Annotated in this window: 20 protein-coding genes; 1 reads left to right on the top strand and 19 read right to left on the bottom strand. The window is 50.6% G+C overall.

From position 1 onward, the window contains the following. Positions 1–15: 15 nt before the first annotated feature. From EPA93_RS45195 to fxsT, 4 genes are all read right to left on the bottom strand, one after another. The gene (locus tag EPA93_RS45195) at positions 16–1392 is read right to left on the bottom strand and encodes a glutamine synthetase family protein (protein ID WP_165423819.1); all 1377 of its coding nucleotides are present in this window, start codon (positions 1390–1392) and stop codon (positions 16–18) included. Positions 1393–1511: 119 nt separating this feature from the next. Continuing rightward, positions 1512–3026, bottom strand: a complete 1515-nt coding sequence (locus EPA93_RS45190) for an APC family permease (RefSeq protein WP_165423818.1) — start codon at positions 3024–3026, stop codon at positions 1512–1514. A 2192-nt stretch (positions 3027–5218) separates the two neighbouring features. Further along, entirely contained in the window at positions 5219–5560 is a 342-nt protein-coding gene (locus tag EPA93_RS45185; RefSeq protein WP_129894852.1) for a tetratricopeptide repeat protein, read from the bottom strand. Next, positions 5539–7959 carry an FxSxx-COOH system tetratricopeptide repeat protein gene (fxsT, locus tag EPA93_RS45180; protein WP_129893849.1) on the bottom strand — a complete coding sequence of 807 codons (2421 nt, stop codon included), beginning with the start codon at positions 7957–7959 and terminating at the stop codon, positions 5539–5541. Before fxsT ends, EPA93_RS45185 begins: the two co-directional genes overlap by 22 nt. Positions 7960–8108: 149 nt before the next feature. Here fxsT and EPA93_RS45175 point away from each other — a divergent pair, with 149 nt between their 5' ends. Continuing rightward, entirely contained in the window at positions 8109–8309 is a 201-nt protein-coding gene (locus tag EPA93_RS45175) for a hypothetical protein (RefSeq protein WP_129893848.1), read from the top strand. Positions 8310–9566: 1257 nt separating this feature from the next. On the opposite strand, the gene EPA93_RS45170 is transcribed toward EPA93_RS45175, so the two are convergent. From EPA93_RS45170 to EPA93_RS45100, 15 genes are all read right to left on the bottom strand, one after another. Beyond that, the gene (locus EPA93_RS45170) at positions 9567–13496 is read right to left on the bottom strand and encodes a PIN domain-containing protein (RefSeq protein WP_129893847.1); all 3930 of its coding nucleotides are present in this window, start codon (positions 13494–13496) and stop codon (positions 9567–9569) included. Positions 13497–13801: 305 nt separating this feature from the next. Further along, on the bottom strand, positions 13802–14740 hold the full coding sequence (gene arsM, locus EPA93_RS45165) for an arsenite methyltransferase (protein WP_129893846.1): 939 nt from the start codon (positions 14738–14740) through the stop codon (positions 13802–13804). Between the two features lie 87 nt (positions 14741–14827). Next, positions 14828–15442, bottom strand: a complete 615-nt coding sequence (sigZ, locus tag EPA93_RS45160) for an RNA polymerase sigma factor SigZ (protein WP_129893845.1) — start codon at positions 15440–15442, stop codon at positions 14828–14830. 79 nt (positions 15443–15521) lie between these two features. Then, positions 15522–16817, bottom strand: a complete 1296-nt coding sequence (locus EPA93_RS45155) for an MFS transporter (protein WP_129893844.1) — start codon at positions 16815–16817, stop codon at positions 15522–15524. Positions 16818–16851: 34 nt separating this feature from the next. After that, positions 16852–18177 (bottom strand): NAD(P)-binding domain-containing protein, encoded by a 1326-nt coding sequence (locus tag EPA93_RS45150; RefSeq protein ID WP_129893843.1) that lies wholly within the window; start codon positions 18175–18177, stop codon positions 16852–16854. 111 nt (positions 18178–18288) lie between these two features. After that, on the bottom strand, positions 18289–18786 hold the full coding sequence (locus tag EPA93_RS45145) for an arsinothricin resistance N-acetyltransferase ArsN1 family A (protein WP_129893842.1): 498 nt from the start codon (positions 18784–18786) through the stop codon (positions 18289–18291). Further along, entirely contained in the window at positions 18771–19259 is a 489-nt protein-coding gene (locus tag EPA93_RS45140) for a MarR family winged helix-turn-helix transcriptional regulator (RefSeq protein ID WP_129893841.1), read from the bottom strand. The genes EPA93_RS45145 and EPA93_RS45140 overlap by 16 nt, the downstream gene beginning before the upstream one ends. Before the next feature lie 103 nt (positions 19260–19362). Then, on the bottom strand, positions 19363–20424 hold the full coding sequence (locus EPA93_RS45135; protein WP_129893840.1) for a flavin-containing monooxygenase: 1062 nt from the start codon (positions 20422–20424) through the stop codon (positions 19363–19365). Between the two features lie 92 nt (positions 20425–20516). Next, a complete protein-coding gene (locus EPA93_RS45130; protein WP_129893839.1) occupies positions 20517–20813 on the bottom strand; it encodes an ArsR/SmtB family transcription factor in 297 nt (98 codons plus the stop codon). 122 nt (positions 20814–20935) lie between these two features. Continuing rightward, positions 20936–21199, bottom strand: a complete 264-nt coding sequence (locus tag EPA93_RS45125; protein WP_129893838.1) for a hypothetical protein — start codon at positions 21197–21199, stop codon at positions 20936–20938. Between the two features lie 9 nt (positions 21200–21208). Further along, positions 21209–22420 (bottom strand): phosphate ABC transporter substrate-binding protein PstS, encoded by a 1212-nt coding sequence (gene pstS, locus EPA93_RS45120; RefSeq protein ID WP_129893837.1) that lies wholly within the window; start codon positions 22418–22420, stop codon positions 21209–21211. After that, a complete protein-coding gene (locus EPA93_RS45115) occupies positions 22417–23799 on the bottom strand; it encodes an FAD-dependent oxidoreductase (protein ID WP_129893836.1) in 1383 nt (460 codons plus the stop codon). Before EPA93_RS45115 ends, pstS begins: the two co-directional genes overlap by 4 nt. After that, positions 23796–24296, bottom strand: coding sequence for an arsenate reductase ArsC (locus EPA93_RS45110; RefSeq protein ID WP_129893835.1), 501 nt, complete (start codon positions 24294–24296; stop codon positions 23796–23798). The genes EPA93_RS45115 and EPA93_RS45110 overlap by 4 nt, the downstream gene beginning before the upstream one ends. After that, entirely contained in the window at positions 24289–25062 is a 774-nt protein-coding gene (locus EPA93_RS45105; protein ID WP_129893834.1) for an MIP/aquaporin family protein, read from the bottom strand. The genes EPA93_RS45110 and EPA93_RS45105 overlap by 8 nt, the downstream gene beginning before the upstream one ends. After that, the gene (locus EPA93_RS45100) at positions 25052–25837 is read right to left on the bottom strand and encodes a metalloregulator ArsR/SmtB family transcription factor (RefSeq protein WP_242527263.1); all 786 of its coding nucleotides are present in this window, start codon (positions 25835–25837) and stop codon (positions 25052–25054) included. The genes EPA93_RS45105 and EPA93_RS45100 overlap by 11 nt, the downstream gene beginning before the upstream one ends. Between the last annotated feature and the right edge of the window lie 206 nt (positions 25838–26043).

Genomic DNA, 26043 nt, shown 5'->3' with positions numbered 1-26043 from the left:
CGGAATAGCTCCTCCCTAAAATTTGGTGAGATAGGCCTGAGCGATAGCTGCGTCTTTGTCTGCTTCCGTTCCCTGCACGCTGCTTGCCAGCTCCCGGCAGTACCTGCTTTCCTCACGTTTGACGGCCAGGTAGGAAGTGGTTAACAGATCACCCAGGGCTTCGCATAAAACCGCATCTTGTTCAAGCGCGCAAAGCGCCGCATCCAAGGAGAGAGGCAAGCGACGAATCCTGCGTTGCAGACGTTCCTCTTCGCTGTACGCGGCAGGATCGCATTGCACTGCGTCTCCCGGATCAAGATGGCGCTCTATCCCATCCAGCCCTGCAGCCAGCACTCCACCAACGGCCAGATAGGGATTGGCGCTATGATCAGAGCATCGGAGCTCAATATTCATTGATGCGCTTTCTTTTCCCCAAAAGAGCGAAGGAACGCGGATAGCCCCTTCTCGATTATCAAAACCCCAGATCGAATAAGCAGAACTCCAGGATTGTGGCTGCAGGCGATGGTACGAGTTGACGCTGGCACAGGTGAGAGCAAGCAAACCATCAAGATGTGCCAGAACTCCTCCAATAAAAGAGCGCCCTAGCTGGCTTAACATGCCAGCCTCTGCCGGATCATAGAACGCATTGGAGCCGGGCAGTTCTACTTGCTGATGCCACAGGCTGATATGAATGTGCGCCCCGTTGCCGCCCGCATGCCAGGCGGGAAAGGGCTTGGGGGCAAAACTGGCAACAAGTTGATGGAGCTGAGCACGTGCTCGCACCAACTCACGGAACTGGCAAATATGATCTGCCGCCCGTAGGGCCTCTTGCGGTTCCGTCGCAATTTCTATCTGGCCCGGCCCATATTCGGCAAAGACCAGGGAGGGCTCCAACCCTTGACTCTGCAGATCCGAAAGCACCTCGTCCAGAAAGTCAGCATGCGCGTAGAGCCCAACTGGGCTGCCCAGCAGGCTCTCATCGGCTGGGAGCGCAGGACCGTCTGGTCTCTGGCGAAGCAGCAAAAATTCATGCTCCATGCCAAGACGGACACTCAACCCCTGTTCCTGGAAGCGACGTAGCATCCGTTTGAGGAAGGAGCGCGGGCATGCCGCCCAGGGCTGTCCTTCAAGATCAAGCAAGTCACTCATGAGGCAAGCCATCCCCTTAAAGGCGGGAATAAGGCACAGCGTCTGCGGGTCGAGCTGCTGACGAAACTCGCCCACTGCCCCCAACTCGGGGAGCGCTACAGGAATATCAAAGGGCGTCAGCGCCTGCTGGGCAACCGTCCAGCCGATCCCGGTCTGCAGACGTTCCTCCAGCAAGTGCGCTGGGAAGGCTTTCGTGCGAATGACTCCCCCATTATCCACATACAGGCCCAGGAGCATGGTAGCCTGTTGAGACCGTTGTTGCATATCCATCTCAGAACCTTTCTAGAAGGAGACAAAGCAGGAGAGTACTCACGCTCCTGCATGGCTTTGTCTCACCACACCCATCGAGGACGGGTCTCTATCCTTGGAGAAACAGCCACCTGCTATTCGTGTCTCCAGAGCTGCCAGGAGGCTTCGCTGACGGCGAAGATACCGGTCAGTGCCAGCGTCAAGACGAGCACAAGGATGAGCGCCCCTACAGCAATGAGCCATTCGGTGTTCGTCATCAGGGGTGTCCACGAGTTCAGCAAGGTATCGACGAACACCAGCAGACAGGAGCCTGTGCCCACGACACAGGCCAGCCAGAGTACCCACAGCGGGACCAGACGATGCGCCTGCACATAGGATGGGGCACGTCGATACGCAACCAGCAGATTGATATAGAGAAAAAGCGTCGCCACGACCGAGACCAGGGTGAGGCTGGCCAGGACGACATTGTAGACCTTACTAGCCAGATCAGCTGGCTGTCCCAGGCTCGTAAAAATGGGGCCAATGAGATAGATGACGGCTAGCATCAAGACGGCCACTCCTGTTTGGACCCACAGGGCTACGACAGGAACGCGTTCCTTACTGAGTTTGCCCGCTTGCTCAGGAATCCGATGATCAATCCCGCCCATCATCAAAATGCGAGAGGAGGCCAGATGATAGACCACCGGGGAAATCAGGAAAAAGGCCAGCAGACAGATGGCAGTGAGATTGCCAAAGCCCTTTCCCAGCACCAGGTCCACCACCTCCACCGGCAGAAAATTGACGTTGCTGGGATTGGCCAGCGCCTGAGAGGGAAAGAGCAAGAGGACCGCAGTGATGACGAGATAGACCGGGATGACCAGCATGGTCGCAAGGCGTAAATGGTGTACGATGGCCCGGCGCACCTGCTGCGGCTGCCGAAATTCCCCAATCATGGTCACGCTGGTTGGCGCCCCCAGATATCCTAAACAGATCAGGCCAAAAGCGGCGACGTTTTGCTGGTTCGGCATCCAGCCCGCAAGGTGAGAAAAATCGGTGGCGCTCGGATGGCCGGAGAGGAGCCAGAGCCCCCCAGAGAGCGCAATGAGCACAAAAGCCAGCAGGTTTAAGACAAAGATCGCGTTGACAAGATTTTGCACAATCCGAAAGCGCTGCAGGGCCACCACATTACAAATGAGCACGATACCAATCATGAAGAGGCCTTGTTGCCAAGGCTGACTGAGCCAGCGGACCTGCAAAGAGGGAGGAGCAATTCCCTGAATAAAGGAGAGAAAGGCATTGGCAGCAATCACTAATGCCATTGGGCCAATCAGCCAGAAACTTCCACCAATGAGGAAGCTCCAAAAAGTGTTCAAGAAAGGGCGACGATTCCCCAGGCTGAACGCCTGATAGGTCCAGGTGTAGAGCGAGCCATCCAGGGGAAACATCACCCCAAGTTGTGCGGTAATGAGCATACTGGGAAGCAGAAAAGTCAGACCTCCCAGGAGCCAATAGGTCAGACCAACCGGCCCTCCCAAGCTGGCAGAAGCACTATTGACCAGCCAAAGGATGACCACGACACAGCTTGCGAACATATCAAAAGTCCCCAGGAGAGCTGGTAGCGCTTTTGCCAGGTACGTGGTTGATTCCAAATAGGGTGCAGGACGTTCCATCCACTGAATCCTCTTTTTCTTGAGAGTGAGAGAGCAGGTGCGTACTTGCGTGAAGAGAGGACACGGGTACCCAGTTCTGCCCATGGAGCGCATGCCTTCGTAGGACCGGCTCTGCCAGGACCGCCACGTGTGCATCTCATAGACGAAGAACCCACAGCTTGAAATAGCCTTTAAAATCCCCTGCTCATCATGAAAATACCCCATGTCTTTCTGAAATAGCGCTTGATCCATCTAGTTAGGAAAGAACATTGAGAGCAAATTATACCTTTCTCTCTACTTCTGCCTAATGTAATAGTAATACAGCAAAAAATCTTCTTGATTATACAAGAATGAGCTTCGCAAGAAAAGTATATTGTCTAAAAAATAGGAAATATGCTTTCCTTTTTAATAGAATCTTTATACCATACAAGAACCTGCTTTACGCTCTTCTTTAGCTCCTTTTGCTTCACGCTTACTGAGCTCGTATATCCTACAATCCATTCAATGAGAGAACTAGAGCTAGAACAATTTTTGCCCCTCTCACTGAAGAAGATGGACTTGTAGGGTATACGATATGAATTTGGTCATGTTCTTGTAATGCACCCTGTATGACGTGATGTCATTGAAGGGTGAGGAGAAGAAAGAGGTTCATCCACTTTTCATCACTATTATTCTCCTCTTTTAATTGTTTCTCTTTTTCTTATGTTTTACCTGATTCTGAAGAGCTTTCAGGCTAACGATAACGTTCTGAACGCAGGAAAAGTACGCTCCCAATGATAAAGAAGAGTACAAAGAGTATCTCAATAATCAACAGGTCAACCTGAGGGCCTTGAAGTAGAAAGTCATTATATGTCGGTTGATCATTTTTTGGGTGCTCGCCTGTCTGTTCCCTTTGACTGCACTGCGTGTGCAAGAGAAGAACCATTGCTTGTTGCCTTTACTACCATGACTGCTTGTTTCCTTTCGTTCGCATCATCCTCAATCCTTACGAGATCTTGGTGACGCATCTATACAACACATCAACATATGCAAGCAGTGTTTCAGTTTCCTGGGTCGAGTTCTGCGTCCTTGCGACAGAAAATGAATCGCGTCAAGCGGCCTCCAGTTTAGCACGGGGAGGAAACTGAGAGGCAGGTTGGTGCGTTCCCATGAAGGCAGGTGTTGGCTTTGGTGGATAGGCAGGTGGTCATGGAGGGAATGGCTTGTGAACACTTTTGTCAGAACGTGGAACGCGAGGCAGGTGTTTCCCTGAAAACAAAGGCAGGTGTCTGTTGAACGCCTTTTGATCAAAAAGAAAACCGTCGCCCTCATCTGGCATCACTGCTCGCTTCCTCTGAAACAGCTTGTGAAGCACTTTGAGAACGACGGTCTTCTAAGAAGAGCGGGAGACGGGGCTCGAACCCGCGACAGCCTGCTTGGAAGGCAGGGTGGCACAGGATCACCGCTTGTTTCTTATGAATCCGCTTTGCTAGCGGGTTGAACAACTCTACCAAACATGTGAGCGGGCCTGACAAAAGTGTTCACATGCATTTTTTACGTCTTCTGACAAAAGTGTTCGCAAGCATTTCTTGCGCCTTCTGACAAAAGTGCTCACAAATTTATAAGGCAGGTTTGTTCAAGGCTCTTATGGAACAACTATACACGAGAGAGACAGAAAACGCAATAGGGACAGGTGTTTGCTATGACCTTTAGAACGAAGTGAGACCACGAGAGCCATGATGAGAACCCCGAACGTCGAACGTTTTCTCAGTTCATTCCCTTCCTAATACCATCTCATCAACTCACCGGGGACTGCTCTCGCGCCGCACATCAACGCTCGCGAGAAGCATTCGACGTTTCCAACGAAGAGGGATGATTGGTGGTCTCTGTGAGCAGAACTCCTCCCAGATTGTCGTCAAAATGGTGCGAAATGACTACACACCAGAACAGTCAGCCCCGAAAGAGGGTGTTTCTGAGAGAGACATTCCTAGAAATAGCCTGGAATGTCATCACAACGACAGCAAAACGACTACAAGGATGGTGTTGGATGTTCTCTGCCCCTGGCAGATAATTTTTCTACAGACCTATCGCTGCGATTCTGACGGAAAGAGGGTGCGATGTGACATATAACCATATACATCTTTCATAATTCTGTCTTGCCCATTTTCAATGGTGTGGTTTAGTAAAGTTAGCGCACCCTCTTAATATGTATCTGTGAAATAAAGTAAGGAAATTTAGCGCTTGTGTCTCTTCTTGTTCTTATATTTGCGTGAAGTATTTTTCACGCGACTTGGTTTTATCAGATGCTGCTTTGTTTGTTGTTTTCGCTGAAGTGTTGTGCCCTTCATTTCTTGCAAAAGAGTAAGATAATTTTTCCTCACACCCATCGTACGAGGATTATTGGTTCCGATTTTTCGTTCATAAATTACTAATGCGCGCTGATATAACAATTGAGCTTTCATATACTTACCTTGATAATGATAAAGCAGTGCAAGATCGTTGAGACTTTGAGCCGTGTCTAGATGATCCTCTCCCAGTTTTTGTTCATGAATTACTAATGCCTCTTGCTGTAATATTTCTGCTTCGGCATACTTGTGTTGATCACGACAAAGCCCTGCAGATTACTTAAACATAGAGCCACATCTAGGTGATCCTCTCCTAATTGTTGCTTCCAGGTTGTTAATACCTGTCGATAGAGTGGTTCTGCTTCACTATATCGATGCTGATCATGATAAAGTAGTGCAAGATTATTAAGGGTTTGAGCAGTGCTAATATGGTCAGGCCCTAATACGCACACTCTCATCATATGAGCACGACGATGTAATGTCTCTGCTTCTGTGCATTTACCTTGTTCGCGGTATAGTTCTGCGAGATCGTTAAGGTTGGTTGCTATGTCAGGGTGATCAGGCCCTAACTGGTCCTCACAGATTGCCAATGCACGTTTATATAATAATTCTGCATCGCTGTACCTTTTTTGATCGTGATAAAGAGATGCTAAATTATTAACATATAATGCAAATTTACGATGATTAGGTTTGTATTCTTCACTAATGACAATTACTTCGCGATACATTTGTTCTGCTTGATCATATTTACCAAGGCTATAGTAAAGTCTTCCCATATGATCAAGAATGTCTGCAATAGCAGGATGATTAGGAGGTAGCTGGAGTCTACGAATTGTTAGTACCTGTTGATAGAGAGATTCTGCATCACTGTACTGACCTTCGTTGTAAAGCACTGTTGCCAAACCGTCGCAGGCTTGTGCAATATCAAGGTGATTAGGTTCCAGATGTTGTTCTCTAATTTTTAGAACTTGCTGCGAAAGTTTTTTTGCTCTACTGTATTGTCCTTGGTCGCAATAAAGAGCAGCCAAATTGCTAAGTACTACTGATACATAGAGGCTATCAAGCCCGAACCAGTCTTTCCAGATTACTAAAGCTCGTCGATACAATGGCGCAGCTTCGCTATAACGTGCCCTCTGAGTAAGGTAAAATCCTACTTTATTGAGCAAGAAGCCAGTTTCTGGTAAGAAACGATCTGCGAGGTTATTTTCTACACAATGCCGAGCTTGAGCAAGATAGCGTTCACACTTTATCCACTCTTCAGGTTTCCCTTCTGGGAAGACACCAGCAACTTTTTTTAATGATTCTTTTGCATAGTAGTTACCCTTTTCCCTATCCATATTTTCTAAAATTACAGCTTGTAGTAGACGATGGAGTGAAATAGTATTATTAGTAGTATCGCGATGGATCAACGAATAATTCTTTAAAATTGCTATTGCCTGGTCAAAAATAACAATATCCTTCTTCTTCCGCGTCATGAGAAAAGCTGGATATTTCGGAATAAATTCAAACTCGTAATAAAAGAGCTCCTCTGGAATAAAATCTGGACTTAGGAATGCACATATATATAGCACTTCCAGTGCATTATTATTGTCTTGGATCTTTTCAAGAGCTAGAGAGAATGTAGTGAAAACGGAATCTGGATGACCTGATGGGAATTTTCCCCGTGTTTTTAGCAGTTCAACACGCCGTTGTTGGTACCGTTCAAGATAATGAATCATACCACAACCTGTTTCAAGAATGTATGCTCCTGCTTGATCAATTGCGAGAGGAAGGCCATCCATAAGATCCCAAATTTGCTCTGCCAAAATGTAATGCTCTTGTGACACTTGATCGATAGGTGCATCAATAGTAAGAATCTTTGTTCGTCGCAGAAAGAAAAGAATGCCCTCTTGCTCGGTCATCTTCCTTACTTCGATGGTATTGGCAACAGGTTCTGCCACAGAGGAACGGGTTGTAATCAATACACATCCTTGATAATCGGAAGGGAGAAAATCCTCAATTAAAAGTAAGTCTTCGATGTTGTCGAATATTAGTATCCATCCTTTATGATTCTTGAGCCAACGCTTTACAGCATTAATCACTTGGTTCTGATCCTTCTCATATAACCCCGGAAGATTTAAAAGCTGCCCAAGTTTCACGAACTCTGAAAATAATACTTCCCGCGAATCGGCCTGAACCCAGATTACAGCACTGTACTCTCCTCGATAGCGGTATGCGTACTCGATAGCAGTCTGAGTTTTCCCCACTCCTCCAAGTCCAGAGATGGCTTGAGGCTGCGTTAAAGCAGCGGCCTTTCCAGGCGTAAGAGCACTATGAAGTTGCTCCAGGATATCATCACGCCCTGTGAAAAAGAAATTGCGGTGAAAGGGTATGTTCCAATGAGGAAGAGGATCAAGCAAAGAAGCTCGGAGTAGTGCGTTTGTTTCTTCGTCATTTAAACACAAATATTTAGCTATTTCTAAGACACGTGCTCGGTCCTTGGGCGGATAGTCACCGCGTTCCCAAGCGACAACAGCCTGCCGATTAACCCCAAGTGCATCAGCTAGCCTCTGCTGAGTAACCTTCGGATGTATTCGCTCACGGAAGCTCCTGAGAACCTCGCCGAAAGGTTGGATACCTGAAGAATCCACTTCGACTTTAATCCCTCCTACAAATTGGATAGTGATTGGATAGCGGAACCCAACATTGGAAAGTTTACCATAGGATCAGATCGATCAACAACATAACACACAGAAGATGATTGCGCGCATCATCCTTCTTATGATAAGGAGCGATGACGATGGACATCAATTGGATCTGGCTCTGGGTACTGGTTGGAATGCTTCCTCATTCTATTAAAAGGTATCAAGAGAAAAATGAGCAAATATTAGATATTCGAGCATTATTCTGGCAGTTAAGCATCTACTGGCAACAGAGAAGATGTAGCTGGACGATGGATATTCCAATTATCCGGTTTGTCTGGGAACGTTTGCGACGCTAACAGAATTGCTCAGATGTCGTGTCTTTTCATCAATTATCTCGATGTGGATTTCGCGATGACAACAACGTAGAAGGCGTATGATTTTGATATACTCTAGATGCTAACGTTAAAACATTTGAATAACGTTGTTTTTGCTCTATAAGCCAGATGAAACGTTACGTCGTTTACGTTAAAGACGTTTCAATGTGCGCGTCAGTTGGCTTCTTGACAAGCTTCACGTTTTCACATCGAGATAACATCAAAATCACACCAAGGCCTACCGTTTGTCCATTCTTTTTCGCCTTGAGGACTCACCTGCGGGATGGGCAAGTCTCGGCACTCAAGTCCTCGCGTGCCAAAGATTCACCATAAAAGTATAGGGATAATGCACGTCCGAGGATCTCTTTTGGCCCTCGGACGTGCATTGAAGGTTCGTTTTCATTTTTATATCTCTTGATCGTATTATAGCCTGTAATCATTATTAGACTAATCCAATATCTTGCATATATTTGTGTGGCACCTTTCGTTCTTGAAGCAGTTGTTCATTCATTGACGTGAGTTCTCTGCTGATGAGGTTCAACCTTGCTATCATGGTGAATGTTTATTCACCATCCAGAACATGAGAAGACGTAACAGATGATGGCTGTTTCCAAACGGAACGATCAGAAAAACACCTGGAAGAAAACCTGGAAACGAACCAGGAAGATCACAAACAGCGTGTTCGAGCCAGGAAGAAAACCTGGAAGCAGCATTTAGCGCAAACGGCGATGGTGGACGAAGCGGTTGCTCTGAAGTCTTTTTCTCGTTTCCCCTGAGATCTGCTGAGGTTTTCCACCGAAAGTGAGCAAGAGCCCGAAAACCTGCTCACTTGTCACCTTAAGGGTTCTAACATCTGGGAAAGCTCAGCAAGCAGAATAGAACTGTCTGTGCGTTGATCTCCCTGGTCTCTCCACCTCTGGCAACAATGCTCCTCAGTGGCCAGTGGAAGCATCAGTCTCAAGAGAGCCAAACACCTTAGGTAAAATCAGCTTTTCATCGGGAAATGCCGACCCAGATGTTGGATGTATTTACCAATAGCGCTTGGACGTTGAAGCAACGGACATCAGAATAGCTGGCGTTTTCTGCTCTCGTGCGATAATCCGGGGTCTTTGTTCGCTGTACCTCTTTAATGAAAGGAAAGAGATCAGGAACACGCCGATATCGATTAGATTTAATATGTTTGTTTGTGCTAAAATCAGCGTAGTAAGTTATTTTAAATGTAAAAGAACAACTACTCTGTTAAAAAATTGTTTGCCTGCCTACCCATTGATTTATTAGCAGTTCGATCTCTCGTTGTTGAATTGGAAACAACAAGAACTTACTTTTTATGCGTTTTATGAATTCAGCGAATAACATCCTTCTTTTAGGTCTTGCTGTAAATAACAGATCAAGAATAGTGAATAGCAAAATAGCTGGGTCGGCAAGGAAAAGCTGTTGTGTGTAGAGCTTATATATAAAATTTATTGCAACATCGATTGCTGAAAAGTCGTCAGTTTTTCCTCCACTGAGTATTCCAGCAACTTTTTCAAATTGCCTATCTGGCCTCCACGAAGATTGCTTCGCAGCTTCTTCTAAGGTTTCTGCTTCAATACTTATATAATGATGATTTGAATTTATTAATTTGATAACTAATTTTTGATATCTTTCTTTCTCTATTTTGCCTCTACTCAGTAGCTGTCTCGCTATAGGTTGTGTCCATGCGCCATGAACAGTATAGGAACCTTTAGCAAAGCTTCTCAGTCGTTCATCCTCTGACACCAATATTCTTTTTTCTTGTTTTGCTAAGAGAATAGAGTCAATTGCATCATGACCAAAGAGGCTATAGAGCTTTTCACGTTGACCCACAGGTATTGTTAAAGCCTCCTCGCAAGGAATTACTTCGGAATTTTCCTTGACCGATTCCAAGATGGATTGTAAGTATTCTGTGTTTTTTCTTATCTGTCCGGCACTTACATCTTCCTTTATATAATGTTCTCCCTCTTTTCCAAGAGACATAAATCCTTTTTCATCTAATCCAGTCCTACTATTTATCAGATTTGTTAATTGATCAACGGTAGTTTGCACGACTGCAATTTTCCCAAATACATTAACAACCTCGTCAATAATTCCCAAGCCATGCATTGTCATAATAGAGGTAATATCAAGAACAAGTTTGGGATTATCCTCAGTAAGTATCCTGCTTACCTCAGCACTTTCATACGGATCACCAGTTGCACAGATAATCCCTACATGAGGATCGTTTACAAATCCACTCCATGCTTCAATTGTGGTTATCCCTAGCAGTTTTGCCAAAGCTCCGATAGTTGCTTTCCCATCTTTATAAAAACCTACTACCTGGTTTACATAGTTATGCCGTCGGTCAATCTGCTCAAAAAGGACAGAGAAGTCTACCTCCTCCTCGTTATTGGGATTTCGCGACATGGTTAGGTTTAGAACATAGAACCCCTTTGCATCAGGGAAATACGTCTCAAAAGTTGCTGCGCTTTCATGAAGTGCATGAACATATTTGCTTTTTATTTCCTCTATCGTTACTTCCTTTTTTTGTGGACTTTCTACTAGCGATATTTTGTCACCAACTTTTTTCCCCAGGAGTTTCTTGGCTATTGGATGGGTGAGTTTGAATTCTTGTCTTCCAGGATCTGCACTCAATCTATTTTCAATGATATAAAATTTCCTGTTGCCAAAGCCATCTTGCACAAAAACCACTGTGTCTTCAGCTACTTCCTTTACCTCCAGAAACGGATCATGCTCTCTTGCTCCTCGAAAGAACAGAGCAATATAAGAGAAATGAGCGTCCGCCTCATCAAAAAAATCTCTCCTTGTTTCGTACATTATTTTTAAGGCTTCATGATTAAAACCACGAACTATTAACAATTGGCTGAGATGTACTCTGTTTTCTAATGAAGCATCAGAGAGAGAATGACGTTGTTTCAAAAAGCTATCTAATTCGTCGAGGCTTTGTTCGCGGAAATAAATCATAGCGAGCCTGAGCTGCATATTGAGATCATCTGGGTATCGCGCGATATATTCCTTACATACTTCTTCTGCTTTTTGTAAGTTTCCTATTCCTTCATAGATATATGATTCGATCTCTGTAATTCTTTTCAGGGGTCCATATAATTGTCTCAAGAGACTGCATATTTTTAACGCTTCTTTCTCGTTTCCTTCTTGATGATAACAAGCGAGCAGCTTACGAGTGATATCAGTATCAACAGAAGTATCAACAATAAGCTCGTAGAGTGCCGCAGCATTTTGATACTCTCCGAGCGAAAAATAGTGGTCAGCTAAAAGTACAATATCTAAGAATGGAGAATTTTCAGTGACGAGTTTTCGCGCTGCGGACAGACATTCTTGTGTTTCGCTTTCATTTTTAAGAGTGCTCAATACTTTTGCTCGTATCAGCAGACACGACACATTTTCTTTCTGTGCTGATACGAGCGCTGCTGACTTGCTCTCTGCTTCTTCGTAATCTCCACAAATCAACAATAACTCAATGAGCAAACGATCAGCCGCCTCTTTAAACTTAGCAGGAGGATCACTTTCTAAATAGGTTGTGAGTATCTCTTTTCCTTGAGGGACGTTTGCATTTTCTCTATATATTTCAGCAAGAAGAAGTACAGCGGGTACTGCTTTCGATGTTTTGATCTTCTCAAGTAAAGAGATGGCAACAGTTTCTTTTCCTGCAATAAGTGCAAGCTCAGCTCTCCGAAAAATATATCGTTCATTTTCTGGCTGTAACTCTAACGCCAAGTCAAAATCTTTCGCGGCATTTTCATACTCGCCTTTCAGTCTGTAAGCAACACCCCTGTTGAAGAAAAATTCAGATTTTAAATCATAACATTCAGAACCTGATATTTCTGCATATGCGCTATTGTATATTTTTAGAATATTTGCTAATTGAGCGTCTTGATCTTGCGTAGGTTTGCCTGTGTACAGTATTACCTTATTTTCTGCAAGAGGAACCAACATCGCTGTTGCGTAAGCAAAAGCGATCCCTGGAGATTTCTCCTTCCTTTTAAATGCTACCTCGTACCAATACCGAGAGTTCTGTAAGCTACCACTCTTTCCAGCAGCATCGCCTAAAGCAGTTGCGATGTCTTGTGATCCTCTCAATTCATTTGGTATCTGTTGGACAATGGTATCAAAATCCTCATTCTGGAGAGATTGAAGTTGTATTTTTACGACATGTGCCCTTTCATTCGCAACATTTTTCTGGAGGACTGTCTCTAGATATATTCCTGCTTCCGTTAAGTTATTCAAAAGGAGATGCGCCAAAGCCAGATTGCATAAAGCCCTTTCATCATCCTGGTTATACTGAGCCGCTTCAATGAACAACTGCGCAGCGTCTTGATCTTCATGTAGTTGCAGTTTTGCCGAGGCAATATTATTTAAAATTTTCCATTTTGTCATCGAGTCGGCATCTTCCCACGCCTTCGTTCTTAATGGTTCAAGGAGAGAGAGGGCAGTTTGGGGCTTAAACTGATCTAAAAGCACCTTTGATTGATCAAGTGCCAATTGGTAGAACTTTGATCCAGTTCCTGAAACAGCAACGGAGGGAGGAAGACTGCTTATCTTTTGGTGGAGGGAGATAAGAAGATCCTTTATTTCAGCGCTATCTCCCTTCTGAGCTAAAATTTGTTCTTTTTGTGCGTTCTCAATTCTATTTACAACTTCTAGTGTTTCTACTGATATGTTATCTGATATCAGGTCAGGATACCATCGATTACGAACATCGGTATGGATATTTAATAATGCTTCTATATCTTCCCAGCTATAAACATGGACGCTAAATAACCCTTCTTTTTGGTGGGCTGTGGTAATCAATCTTGCTTTCGTTTGGATTTTTTGGTCGCGTTGTCCTGTGGTGGCTAGTATATACTCTGATAGTCCAGGCTTAAATTGTTTCGCTTTATTTACTTCCGCTTGTAATTCTTCCTCAGTAACAGAAGAGTCGGCAAGCTGATCTTTCTTCTTGGCTTGAACCCCCGCCCACTTTTCTTTCTGACCTGGTTGACCGTAGACATCTACACCATGTTGCTGTTGCCCTGATCGGCCATTTTTTTTCGCATTTGGATCTTTCCATACCGCTCTGAAAAGATCCCAGAGCATATCCTCAAATTCTTCCCAATACTTGGGGGCAGGAAGAGTAAAGTTAGATTGTAATGGCATGGAAGTATTCTACCACAGCAGAGCAATATCATTTACCGAGGTTTTATGTTGGCTCAGAACGCGCTGCCATATCTCACGAACACAAAAATTCAATAGAGTCAGGTGTTTGCTATGATTGCTCAAATGAAGTGATCCCATAAGAGCAATGATGAGACCGCCGTTCTGTATAACGAGATGTCAACCCCTTTGGACAAAGTGCCCTCCCTTTTGAGTTGAGGTCCCATCGAGATCGGCTCGATCACAAAGAGGGGGGAGATTAGTGGAAAAGGAAGACGGCTGTGAGCACGTCTTCCCTTTGTGAAACGTTACTTCTGAGATGGTTTTCGGGCGCGAATAAAGGCACTGACAAACTTTCCATCCACCTCAGCACGCTCATCGGCTGTAAGTGCAGCGAGAGAAGCACTTGCCCCGCTTTCACTGATATCATCCAATGAATAGCGCCGTGTGACCTCAACGTCGATCTCGGTAAACCCGGCGGCTTTGAGCAACTGCCGGTAGGTCTCTTCTTCCAGGGCTCCCGCGATGCAGCCAGCCCAGGATTCCAAATCGGCACGAAGGACGGGCGGGATCTGCCCTTGAAAGACAATATCTGAGACGGCGAACCGCCCACCAGGTGAGAGGACGCGATACGCTTCACGCAGGACCTGCCCTTTGTCTGCCGACAGATTAATGACACAGTTCGAGATCACCAGATCCACACTGCTCTCAGGCAAGGGAATGGCCTCAATCACGCCTTTGAGAAAGCGCACGTTCTCCACACCTGCCTCGACACGGCTGCGCTCAGCCAGAGTCAACATTTCATCCGTCATATCCAGACCGTAGGCGAAGCCTGATGGCCCGACTCGTTTGGCAGAGAGCAAGACATCGATGCCACCACCACTGCCCAGGTCCAGCACCTTTTCACCAGGTTTCAGCTCAGCTAGAGCGGTTGGATTGCCACATCCACGTGAGGCCAGGGCTGCGGCTAGTGGAATCGTCCCTAACTCGTCCTGTGTGTAGAGATCGGAAATGATCGGGCTTCCAGACGCCTCGGTGGAGCAACAGCTTGATCCACAACATGCTGACGTTTCTGTTGCGCTCTTCTGTACTGTCGTCACGGCTGGTGTACTGGGCAAACAACAACTTGGCCCGCAACAACTCTGTGTTGTTGGCTGCTCTGTGCCGAGCACCTGCAACGCCGTTTTGGCATAGCGTGCGCGCACCTCGGCGCGTAATTGTTCATCATTCGTTGGAACGGTACTCATCAGTTTCCTTTCCTTCTTTTCCCGGATGCACATCCCACGATCCAGGTGGTTTCTTTGTGCTGTTCTACTCCTGTAGACGGAAGACCTTCACAAAGGACGCACAGTGAGCGGGATCAACGGTTGCGGAGTTTCGTCGGTACAACAGGAACCTGCAACACAACAGTGACAGCGGGATTGATAGTTAATGATATGCCCGCGACGATCCAGCTCGAAGTGACAGCATGCCAGGAGCATCTGTCTGAGTTTCTCTCTCGCTCGTTGCACCCGCGACTTCGCACCAGAAAAGGAAAGACCCAGGCGCGCGCTTAGCTCTTTCTGCGTCAGCCCCTGATACTCAGTGAGAACCAGGGCTTGCCGATCCGGCTCAGGCAAGTTGTTGATCATGGCTCGGACGCAAGGAAACAATTCGCTCACGATATCGTCGTCGGGCAACGCTTCTGGAAGCGCTTTTACTTCTGGTTCCTCAAGGCGCGTGGTTGGTCTGGTGCTGCGATAATAATCGATAATGGCGTGACGCGTGATTTGATAGACCCAGCTTTCCAGCTTCTTGACCTCTTTGAGCGTCTCGACCTGCTGATGGATCTTCAAAAACACCTCTTGCAAGAGATCCTCTGCCGTTCCAGAATCTGCAACCCGCTTGCGAATGAACTGTAAGAGTGGGGTGTGAAAGGCTTCCCACACCTGCTCAGTTGCTATCCCCATATGGATCATCTTCCTTCCTCATGGTTGTTCTCTCCTGGTAGACGGGGATGCCACCAAAAAGACGCACCTGCCCTCCTGTTCATTCCTCTCTGTTCCCGGTCACCTCTTCGTGCCGCTCTGCACTCATCTGGGCAAAGCGTCCGTGTTCATAGTGGGGTTGTGTGGTCAGAAGCAGACCAAGAGCCGCGAGCAGAAATGCGCCAGCGCAGATCCAGAAGGCCAACTCATAGTGGTGCAGACTGTCATAGAGCCATCCTGCGGCGATTGGTCCCAGAGCCGCACACACTGCCACAGGAACCCCTTGCACTGCTGTAATCGAACCATAGGCGCGGCGACCAAAGTGATCGGCCATCACGCTTGCTCGCAAGGGAGAGAAAGCTCCATAGGCGGTTCCATACATGATCACATAGAGGACCAACCAGAGCAGAGAGGACGAGAGGACCAACACCGCCATGCCGACGGCTTGTGCCACCACGCTGAGCAGCAGTAACGATTGGGTGCTGATACGGCTACTGAGCATGTTGAAGACATAGCGGCCCGGAAGACTGACTAGGCCGAGCATTCCAGAGAGGGTCGCAGCCAGAACAGGATCGTAGCCGCGACTAATCATGAAAGCCACCTGATGCACAAAGACCACCGTGCTTCCCAGCATCACGAAGGACAGGGAGGCGGTGAGCATCCAAAAAGTGGGACTGCTTACCGCCTCTTGGAGTGAGGTGCCAGGCAGTCCCATCGTCGCTGGTGCAACTGATGCTGGCTCTCCATCAGGAGACAAGCCTACATCCTCTGGGTGGCGCCTCAGCAGAAGTGCGTGCAAGGGCAGCGCCAGTACCAGTTGCGCGAGTCCCAGGACAACCAGGGTGGCACGCCAGCCAATGTGAGCGACGAGCGTTCCTGAGAGGGGAATGCAGATGGGAGAGGACAATCCGCCAACCAAGGTCAGCACAGCAAGGGCCGCTCCGCGTTTGCGCACGAACCAGTTGGCGACCACGGTGAAGGTGACCGGATAGAGCGTGAGTGCCATTGCCAGACCCAACCCACCGGACCAGAGCACATAGAACTGCCACAGCGTCTGCATCTGCGCCAGTCCGATGAGGGAAAGCCCTGCCAGAGCCGAGCCGCTACTCATGAGCACACGTGCTCCGAAGCGGTCGAGCAGGGGGCCAATGGGGACCCCAAGCACGCCAGCCACTATGAGTCCAACGGCATAGGTCCCTGAAACACTGGCCCGACTCCAGTGCAGACTGCTACTGATGGGAACCACCAACACACCAAAGAGGTATTGTGTGGTGCCATAGGAAATGATGGTAGTGATCCCCAGCACCACCATCAAGACCCATCCATAATAGGGTGCCGTGCGTGTCCGTCTGCCCATTGCTGTTCTTTCTTCTTGGCTTCTCAGGGAACGATTAGTGGCTCACTGTTCCCAGCGACCGGCGCGTGACACCAATGGTGAGCAAAGGACTGGCAGCAGGAGCGCAGCACGATCCTCCGTCGGAGGAACAGACACCAGTTTCGGGCAAGACGAGCTCAACCGTGCGGGCAACCTCCCACTCACCAGAGAGCGCCGCCACAATGGAACGAACTTGCTCGTACCCGGTCAGCGCCAGAAACGTTGGAGCACGCCCATAGCTCTTCATGCCCACCAGGAAGAAGTTGGGTTCCGGGTGTGCTAATTCATCTACACCATGTGGGGGAACTGTCCCGCAGCTATGGAGGTTGGGGTCAATGAGCGGGGCGAGGGCCACCGGGCTTTCCAGGCCAGGATCAAGGGCGAGTCGCAATTCGCGCACAAACGAGAGATCCGGGCGAAATCCCGTGGTGGCAATGATCTCATCCACCGGACCGATGCGCTCTTCTTCTCCAACAATCATGATCCCTTGCGCATCTCTCGTCAGCGCGTGGATCTGTACGTCGGCAAACAGGCACACCTTCCCCTGCTCCAGGAGGCGAGACGCACGCAGGCCGAGTTGTCCCCGCTCCGGCAACTCATCACTCTCACCACCGCCAAACATCTGTTGCACAGCAGAACGGCGGATCGCCCAGAGCACCTGCGTTGCAGGGTCCTGTTCGGAGAGCTTCGCTAGTTCCAACAGTGTCTGCTGCGCGGAATGTCCGCTCCCCACGACTAACACGCGGCGTCCGGCATAGCGTCCTCGCTCCTTCCCTAACACGTCAGGAATGCCATAAAAAATGTGCTCGCTCAGGGACCGCTCGCCCAAGGCAAACAGACCATGCGCTCCCAGAGGATTGGGGGTCTGATAGGTTCCTGATGCGTCGATGACCGCTCGCGCCAGCAGATCCTGCTCCTCTCCATCCGCCGACTGGATGCGCACGACAAAGGGAGTCTCTTCTCGCTGCGGCGTCTTCACTTCGTCCATGCTCAGCCGACTGACCGCTGTCACGCGAGTCTGGAGCCGAAGGGCTGCTTGAATCGAGGGGACCTGGGCCAGCGGGAACAGATACCGCTCAACCATCTCACGCCCAGTGGGATAGGTTTCGGGATCAGGTGCCTGCCAGTTCTGCTCGGCGAGCAATGCCTGGGCATTCTGATCGACCAAGTAGCGCCAGGGAGAGAAGAGGCGGACCTGTCCCCATTGCAGCATTGAAGCTCCGACGGTTGAACCCGCCTCAAAAAGCAGGGGGGCCTCTCCTTTGCGAATCAGATGGGCAGCAGCAGCGAGCCCGACGGGGCCAGCACCAATAATCGCGACCGGAAGGGAATGTTCTTGCATGTTCGTTTCTATCCTTTACACAGAAGAATCTTCTCAAAGCACTCATGTGCTCTGTTCACAGAGACGGACGAGCGAGCGAAAGGACGCACCGCTCCGTCGGTCTGGCGAGAGCTACACCTGGGCGAGGTTGCGCGCGAACAGATATTCCACGATGACCACATCGCGCCAGACTCCATCCAGTTGCCCATGTTTCTCATAGATGCCCACTTCGCGGAATCCGAGCGATCTCATCAATTGGCGGCTGGCGTCGTTTTCTACGAAGATGCGCGACACCAGTTTCCAGAAGCCTACTGCCTCACATTCGTGCATCAGGTGGGAGAGAGCTAGACGACCAGCCCCCTTGCCTCGCCAGTCGCGTCGGACGTAGACAGAAAACTCAGCGATCCCAGCATAGCAAGCCCGCTGCCGATAGGGGGAGGTGGAGGCGTAGGCGATGACCGCTTGTTCCGCTTCGACGACAACAATCGGGTGCCTCCCATCAAACCAGGATGCCACCATCGCCTCCGTGCGCAGTTCGATCTCAAAGGTGCCCACGCGATCTTCAATGCCCTGGTTGTAAATAGCTGTGATGGCGGCTGCATCGGTCGGTGCTGCTACACGCACGTGCATGACGAACCTCCTTCCACCTCTGCCGGAGGAAACTGTTTGTCCTCAGCCAGATCGAGCAGCGCCTTCTGCAACCACTCCAAGGCAGTACGGACAGAGGCGTGCTCCTCGGTCGGAATGCGTTCGAGCGCCTGATCAGCTAATCCATTGAGCATCTGATTCAAATCCTGTAAACGTGCTTGCCCAAGGGATGAGAGCGATAAGCGCACAGTGCGGCGATCTGTCTGACTTGGCACCTTTTCGACTAACCCCTCTTGCACCAGATTCTCAACTGCCCGGCTGGTCCAGCTTTTGTCAAAGCCGATCCGGCGACTGAGTGCGGCAAGCGTGAGGGGACCACTGCGACCCAGTTCAGTCAAAACGGTGCATTGCGTGGCTGTCGTGCCGGAACATTCGGCCACACAGTTGCGCTGTAACTGCACGTGGAGGCGTGCCACTTCGCGCAACAAGGCTCCAGTCGATGGGTCCTGTGTCATCAGATTCCTCCTGTTTCATTCGTTGCTTCACGCAACAATCTACGGGCAAGTATAGTTGGTTGCTGAATCGTTGTCAAGAGCAACGAAATAGGAAACGGCTGTGCTACTCACGGTGGCGTATGGTTTGGAGTCTGTGCTTGATCTGGCGAACGACCCGCATGGCATCGGGACCCACTCCACGCAGGGTAGCAGATGCATACGTGCGCTGGAAGGAGAGTCCCATATAGAAAAGCCCTGGTACCGTGAGGCTGCGCCCCGCCTGTTGGAGGATCTGCGCCTCCGCATCCCAGGCACCCAAGCCCGTAAGATAGTCAGGCTGAAAACGATAGCCGGTCGCCAGAATGATGCTGTCCACTGGTTCTTCCCGGCCATCTGTCCATATCACACCACCTGACGTGAGGCGCTCAAAGAGGAGTCGCCAGGAAGGCGTGCCTGCCGCGATGGCTGACTGATAGCGTCCGGTATCGAGGACCGGGTTGCTCTTTATGCGTTGCCAGAAGGCCGAGAGGGGGAACCGATCTATTCCCAGAAGCCACAACCAGAAATGCACATCTCGTCCCAATGGACGCCCCGGCAGAAAGCGAATGGGACCGCGACTGGTGAGCGTCACCTGTGCCACTTGTGCCAGTTCCACCCCAATCTGCACGGCTGAATTCCCGGCACCCACCACCAGCACCCGTTGTCCAGCAAAGTGGTCTGGGCTTCGATAGGTTGCCGAGTGCAGGATCTGTCCGCCGAAAGTGTCCTGGCCGGGAAAGACTGGGAGAGCAGGTTGGCGAAAGGGGCCGGTGGCAGCAATGATGGTGCGTGCCTGATACGGCTCTCCTGCTCTTGTGAGCACCTGGAAGCCTGCTTCCACCGGCTTGATGTGCGTCACCTCCTGGTGGAAGTGGATGGGAAACTGGAAATGATCAGCATAGGACTGTAGGTACGCACAGACCTCATCACGGTGTGGATAGCGATCTGGTGGCCCAGGAAAGGGGAGACCAGGCAACGACGAATAGCGTGCCGGAGAGAAAAGCTGCAAACTCTCGTAATACTGGGACCAGGAGCCAGTTGGGGTGTTCCCGGCTTCCAGCACCGCAAAATCCACTCCTGCTCGGTGAAGATAGTAGCTTGCGGCAAGCCCAGCTTGCCCTGCGCCAATGACTAGCGTTTCAAACATAGTGCTCTCCTGTCAAACATTTTTACATTTCACGAAATGACGAAATGAAAGAAAAAAAGAACGATGAGTGAGCATGGATTACGGATCGGAGGCTATTCTTGACAGCAGTGGGTCAGCAGATCGGTCAGTTGGGCAAGCCGCGCCAGGACTCCCTCGCGTTGCGGGCGATAATAGACTTCCTTGCCTTCACGACGAGATATGAGGATTCCGGCACGCTTTAAGACGGCCAGATGTTCCGAGGCGGTGGATTGTCCCAGGCCGGAACGCTCGGCGACCTGTCCCACGGTATGCTCTTGCCCATCGATAAACACCTCAAACAAGATGTGCTGGCGCGTCTCACTGGCAAGGCCGTACAAAAATGCTTGCAGTTCGGGTGTCAGTGTACTCATCGGCTACTCACTTCATCATATCGGGAAATGTCGATGCGAGAAGCATAGCAGAAGAGGAGGAGTCTGTCAATCCGGGGAGAGGCTTTTCTTCGGAGGCGGAACAAGATCGCGCTCCTCCTCCATCAGAGCTGTCGTAATTCGGCATCCACTACCAGTGCGAGAGCAATGCCTAGTCCGCTCCCCACGACGGCTCCGATGGTCATGAGCACGGTTTCTCCCCAGGAAAAGAGCCAGAAAAAGCTCTCCGCTGATCCAGCGATGAGGACTCCCAGCACCAGGCCGATGCTGGCACCAAAGAGCAGGCCGCACAGACAGTTCAGGAAAAAGGAGAGCGTTCGATAGATGATCATTCCGCTGCTCGCTTCCCACTCGTTCACACGTCGCATAGCGGACGGTTATCTGGTGAAACAAGCCATTGCACTGCTGCCACACCTCATGGAGCGAATCTGCCCTTCGCCTTTGGTCACGATGCTTGCTGGCAATGGAGCATAGCCCAGTGGCTCGGCATACGTCTGTCCATCATGGATCATCCTCCACAGGAGCTGCGCCAGGGCCTTCCCTTTCTCCCCATCGCCAGGAGTCCGATAGACCAGCACCCAGGAGTACCCAGCGATGGGATACGCCTGTGCGCCTCTTGCATTCACGACATAGAAGCGCAGATCCGCAGGAATGGTCTCGACTCCTGCTGCCGCCGCTTGTGCTCCGGCAATTGATGGGGCAACATACGCGCCAGCTTGGTTTTCAATGGAGGCAGCCGCCAGATGCAACCGTGTCACATAGGACAACTCAATATACCCAATGGAGCCTTCCGTACTCGAAAGCGCATCAGCGATGCCTCCGTTGCCTTGTTTCCCTACGCCGACCGGGAAGGCGACCGACGTTCCGTCTCCGACCGTGCGTTTCCACGTCGGGCTGATCTGAGCCAGGTAGTGAGTGAAGATGGCCGTGGTGCCACTGCCATCCGAGCGATGCACAACCTGGATGGGACGATGGGGCAAGACCACGCCTGCGTTGAGGTGACCGATAGCCGGATCGTCCCAGCTTTTCACGTGGCCCAGGTAGATGGAGGCCAGCACGGCCCCGGAAAGATGCAAAGGAGATGAGACTCCAGTGAGGTGATAGCTGATCGCCACAGCTCCCAGTGTCACTGGCACATGGAGGATGGTCCCATTGGGGAGACTTCCTTGTTGTCGGTCAGTGAGTGGTGCATCCGTGGCAGCAAAATCAACGAGTTGATTAAGGAATTGGCTGATTCCCGCTCCGCTGCCCGTTGCATAATAGTCTACGGAGAGGCCACACGGTGTCCCAGCATACACCGAGAAGAGTTTGTTGAAAAGCGGTGCATCAAAGGTTGATCCTGCTCCTCGCAGTGCCGTCACTGTCGGGCACCCTGTCTGGGTGTTGGCAGTAGAGCCAGAACAGCCAGTAAGCAGGAGCACAATGGGAAGCAAGAGGAACAAACTAGGGTGATGCCAGCACGTTCGGCGATGAACGCGTGATGCGGTGTTCATAGAACCTCCTGTGAGCAATGAACGATGCTCTCGTCTGGAATGGATACGATCAGCGGTGGTGGTGCGGGCACGCCTACCACCTGGTTGGTTCTTCATGCCCTCCTTTCAGTTTGTTGCTCACGATGTACATTCGTCTGGCTCCACTGCTGAGCGCACATCTGCATGAGATCCCAAGGACTGCCTAGAGGAGGAGTGTAGGAGAGGTCGAGATCCGAGAGCGCCTCGACGGTCATTGTATGGAACAACGCCGTGGCAAGCGTGTCAATGCGCTTGGCAACTTCTGTCTGCACCGATCCTACCATCTGAGCGCCCAGGAGGCGACCCGTTCTGCGATCTGCGGTCAAGCGCAGATGCACCGTTTGCGCTCCTGGATAATAGACCTTGTGATCGAGGTAGGTGCCTTCGATGGTGAGCGGATCAAAGCCCGCCGCTCGTGCTTCGTGTTCACGCAGGCCCGTGCGTGCAATGGCCAGGTCAAACACTTTCACCACCTGCGTGCCCAGCGTCCCAGCGAAGAGACGCTCGCCCCCAACAACCGTTTCACCCGCAATCCGGCCTTGCTTGTGGGCCGTGGTCCCCAATGGAAGATAGGTGGGACCTTGCAAGACACGATGCCACGTTTCCACACAATCGCCCGCCGCAAACACATCAGGAACGGATGTTGCCATCGTCCTGCTCACGCGCACCGCGCCCTGCGTGCCAAGTTCGGCCCCAATGGCTTGTGCCAGCTCCGCGCGTGGCTCGACGCCGACGGCCACCAACACGATATCGGCGTGTGCTTCAAACCCTCCGGTGCCAGAGACGCACAGGTGCTCCTGTTGGGTTGCAATCTGTTGTACCTGGATACCTGTGTGGACGGCCACACCCTGCCGCCAGAGTTCTGCCTGCACCAGTGTGCCCAGGCTCGGATCAACAGTTTTGAGCACGGACGCCCCATGCTCGATGAGCGTGACAGAGAGGCCACGCCGCGTGAGCGCATCTGCCATTTCCAGCCCAATGTAGCCCCCGCCAATAATGAGCGCTGAACGAGGGGAAGAGGCTTGCAAATAGTGCTGCATCTGGAAACTGCTTTCCATCGTATGCAAGGGGAAGACTCCTGGCAAGTCCATGCCACCAATGAGAGGACGCCGCGATTTCGCCCCTGTTGCGAGAATGAGTCGATCATACGCGATCTGCTGCGTCTGCTTAGCTCCATCAACGACCGTGACGTGATGGGCTTCTGGCCCAATTGCTTGTGCTGTATGATCGAGCAATAGATCAATTCCTGCGCCTGTAATCTCTTCTCGCGTTCGATGGGCAAGCTGATGATAGTCAGGAACTTCTCCGCTCAGGTAAAATGGCAGGCCACAAATGCTGTAGTTGGGGAACGCGTCTTCGACAATCATCGTGATTTGCACCCTCGTATCCAACTCCCTGGCGCGCAGGGCTGCACTGATGCCTGCGTCGCTGCCGCCCACAATGACCAGATGACTCATGCCCGCTGCTCCTCCGCTTTGGCTGCTGCATACAACTGCGCGTAAGATAAAGAGGGCTTGCGGGCAAGAAAGTGGTTGATTTTCGCCGCAATGAGGTCGCGAATGTGACGAAAAGCGGCTAGGCGCTCTTCCTCTGTACCAGTGACCCGGCTCGGATCAGGGAAGCCCCAATGGACCTGGCGACGCGCATTGGGAAAGAAGGGACAGGCTTCTGCGGCCTCATCACAGACGGTCACCACCAGGTCCATCGGTGGTTGGTCGCGAAACTCCTCCAGGCTCTTGGACCGATGACTACTGATATCGATCCCGATCTCGTGCATCGCCTTGATCGCCAATGGATGCACCACTCGCGGCTCGGTGCCTGCACTGAAAACTTCGTAGGCGGCACCCCCTCGTGCGCGCAGCAACCCCTCTGCCATTTGCGAACGGGAGGAATTGTGGGTACACAAAAAGAGCACGCGGAAAGGCTGCGCAGCAGCATGAGCAGATTCATTCATGAGGTTCCTCCTGAGCAGTATGAGAGCGTGAATGCTTTCCGGCTTCACGCATCCAGCGGTAGAGAAGCGCCCCGGCAACGGCTCCCACGAGTGGCGCGAGGAGATAGACCCATTGGGCTGTCCAGGTTCCACTCACGAGTGCAGGTCCCAGCGACCGGGCAGGATTCATGGAAGCCCCACAGATAGGTCCGGCAAAAAGCGCTTCCAGCGCCACCGTCGCCCCAATCGCCAAAGCTGCCGCCTGTCCGACCGCACGGGTATCGGTTGCCATCGCCATGATGACAATCATCAGGAAAAAGGTGAGCAGGGCTTCTAAGCCGAAGGATTGCCAAGCTCCTCCACTGCCTGTAGGCAACGTTGCGCCAAGATGAGCAACATCACCAAACAACAGCCGTAAGCACCCGGAGGCCAGGATTGCTCCCATCAGTTGTGCGATCCAATAGCTGATGAGCCGACGGACAGAGAAGTGCCGCGCTAGAACAAAGGCCAGTGTGACTGCCGGGTTGAAATGCGCTCCGCTGATGTGTCCAAAGGCATAGATCATCACGGTAATGATGAGGCCAAAGACGAGGCCCACACCCACATGGGTGATCTGGCCTCCTGAGAGCGTATCAATCATAATTGCTCCACATCCCGCAAAGACGAGGCCAAAGGTGCCCAGCCCCTCTGCCACATAGGCTGCCCAGGTTCCCGGCTCAAGGAGTCTTCCAGGTGGGAAGCGAGTGCGAGACGGACTTGAGCGTTCAATGATGGTTTCACTGCTCACGAGGGCTCTTCTTCTTTCGTGCTAACAGGGTCAATAACAGGCGAAGACGAGTAGTTAATTGCAACGAGGTTTGCTCAAAGGCCCGAAGCCGTTCAGCTTCTGTTCCCTCTATGGTGGCAGGATCAAGAAAGCTCCAGTGAATGCGCTCCGGGTCGCCAGGAAACGTGGGGCAGGACTCCATGACCCGATCACAGACCGTCACAATCGCATCAAAAGGCTTTCCCAGGAACACCTCGAAGTGTTTGGGAACGGCGTAACTCATGTCAATGCCGTGCGCCTCCATACAGCGTCGGGCCAGCGGATGAATGTGTTTGGCAGGAATGCTGCCCGCACTGAACGCTTCGACGGTTCCATGACTGAGGTGACGCAGGAGCGCTTCGGCCATTTGTGAGCGGGCGCTGTTCTCGGTACACAGAAAGAGCACTCGCAGTGGAACCTGCATCGTGCTCTCGTCCTGGCGTTGTGGCACCATCGCGGCTGTGACCGCCGGGTGAAGCGTCTCACCCGCAGCCAGGTACAGGCTCTGGAAGTGTTCCACATCCAAACTGTAAAAGATCGAACGTTCATCAGCACTACTTCGCCGTTCGGTCACGAGCTGTCCTTGACGAAGCTGCTTGAGATGATACGACACCAGGTTTTGCGGGAGCTGCAACCTCCCAACCAGATCCTGCACTCGATAATCGCTGTGAGCCAGGAGTTGCAACAGTTTCCAACGAACCTCATGAGAGACCATCTTGAGCACATCGGGCAGAGAAACAAGGAGGGTCTCCATCATTTCCTCCAATTCATTTGTATCAATTTGAATTGATGTATTATTCATAGTATATCTGAAAGAGAGGAAGGAAAGCAAGAGAGATTGAGGACAAGTTTGGAAAGAAGCGTCAGTTCGTCTACATAACCTTGCAAAATTACGATTCACACTCAAGATGATCTATGATGACGTTATCTGCATTCGTTCAAGACATCTATCTGAATAGAGCG

Origin of the sequence: Ktedonosporobacter rubrisoli (assembly GCF_004208415.1) — a bacterium.
Classification (GTDB): domain Bacteria; phylum Chloroflexota; class Ktedonobacteria; order Ktedonobacterales; family Ktedonobacteraceae; genus Ktedonosporobacter; species Ktedonosporobacter rubrisoli.
Note: the sequence above shows the minus strand (reverse complement) of the source record. Positions and strands in the feature narration are given on the sequence as shown.

What these genes read in the sequence shown, in the direction of transcription:
- EPA93_RS45195 (WP_165423819.1), bottom strand. Translation starts at nt 1,392, where the DNA reads ATGCAACAACGGTCTCAACAGGCTACCATGCTCCTGGGCCTGTATGTG.
- EPA93_RS45190 (WP_165423818.1), bottom strand. Translation starts at nt 3,026, where the DNA reads ATGGAACGTCCTGCACCCTATTTGGAATCAACCACGTACCTGGCAAAA.
- EPA93_RS45175 (WP_129893848.1), top strand. Translation starts at nt 8,109, where the DNA reads ATGGACATCAATTGGATCTGGCTCTGGGTACTGGTTGGAATGCTTCCT.
- EPA93_RS45170 (WP_129893847.1), bottom strand. Translation starts at nt 13,496, where the DNA reads ATGCCATTACAATCTAACTTTACTCTTCCTGCCCCCAAGTATTGGGAA.
- arsM (WP_129893846.1), bottom strand. Translation starts at nt 14,740, where the DNA reads ATGAGTACCGTTCCAACGAATGATGAACAATTACGCGCCGAGGTGCGC.
- sigZ (WP_129893845.1), bottom strand. Translation starts at nt 15,442, where the DNA reads ATGGGGATAGCAACTGAGCAGGTGTGGGAAGCCTTTCACACCCCACTC.
- EPA93_RS45155 (WP_129893844.1), bottom strand. Translation starts at nt 16,817, where the DNA reads ATGGGCAGACGGACACGCACGGCACCCTATTATGGATGGGTCTTGATG.
- EPA93_RS45150 (WP_129893843.1), bottom strand. Translation starts at nt 18,177, where the DNA reads ATGCAAGAACATTCCCTTCCGGTCGCGATTATTGGTGCTGGCCCCGTC.
- EPA93_RS45145 (WP_129893842.1), bottom strand. Translation starts at nt 18,786, where the DNA reads ATGCACGTGCGTGTAGCAGCACCGACCGATGCAGCCGCCATCACAGCT.
- EPA93_RS45140 (WP_129893841.1), bottom strand. Translation starts at nt 19,259, where the DNA reads ATGACACAGGACCCATCGACTGGAGCCTTGTTGCGCGAAGTGGCACGC.
- EPA93_RS45135 (WP_129893840.1), bottom strand. Translation starts at nt 20,424, where the DNA reads ATGTTTGAAACGCTAGTCATTGGCGCAGGGCAAGCTGGGCTTGCCGCA.
- EPA93_RS45130 (WP_129893839.1), bottom strand. Translation starts at nt 20,813, where the DNA reads ATGAGTACACTGACACCCGAACTGCAAGCATTTTTGTACGGCCTTGCC.
- EPA93_RS45125 (WP_129893838.1), bottom strand. Translation starts at nt 21,199, where the DNA reads ATGCGACGTGTGAACGAGTGGGAAGCGAGCAGCGGAATGATCATCTAT.
- pstS (WP_129893837.1), bottom strand. Translation starts at nt 22,420, where the DNA reads ATGAAGAACCAACCAGGTGGTAGGCGTGCCCGCACCACCACCGCTGAT.
- EPA93_RS45115 (WP_129893836.1), bottom strand. Translation starts at nt 23,799, where the DNA reads ATGAGTCATCTGGTCATTGTGGGCGGCAGCGACGCAGGCATCAGTGCA.
- EPA93_RS45110 (WP_129893835.1), bottom strand. Translation starts at nt 24,296, where the DNA reads ATGAATGAATCTGCTCATGCTGCTGCGCAGCCTTTCCGCGTGCTCTTT.
- EPA93_RS45100 (WP_242527263.1), bottom strand. Translation starts at nt 25,837, where the DNA reads ATGATGGAGACCCTCCTTGTTTCTCTGCCCGATGTGCTCAAGATGGTC.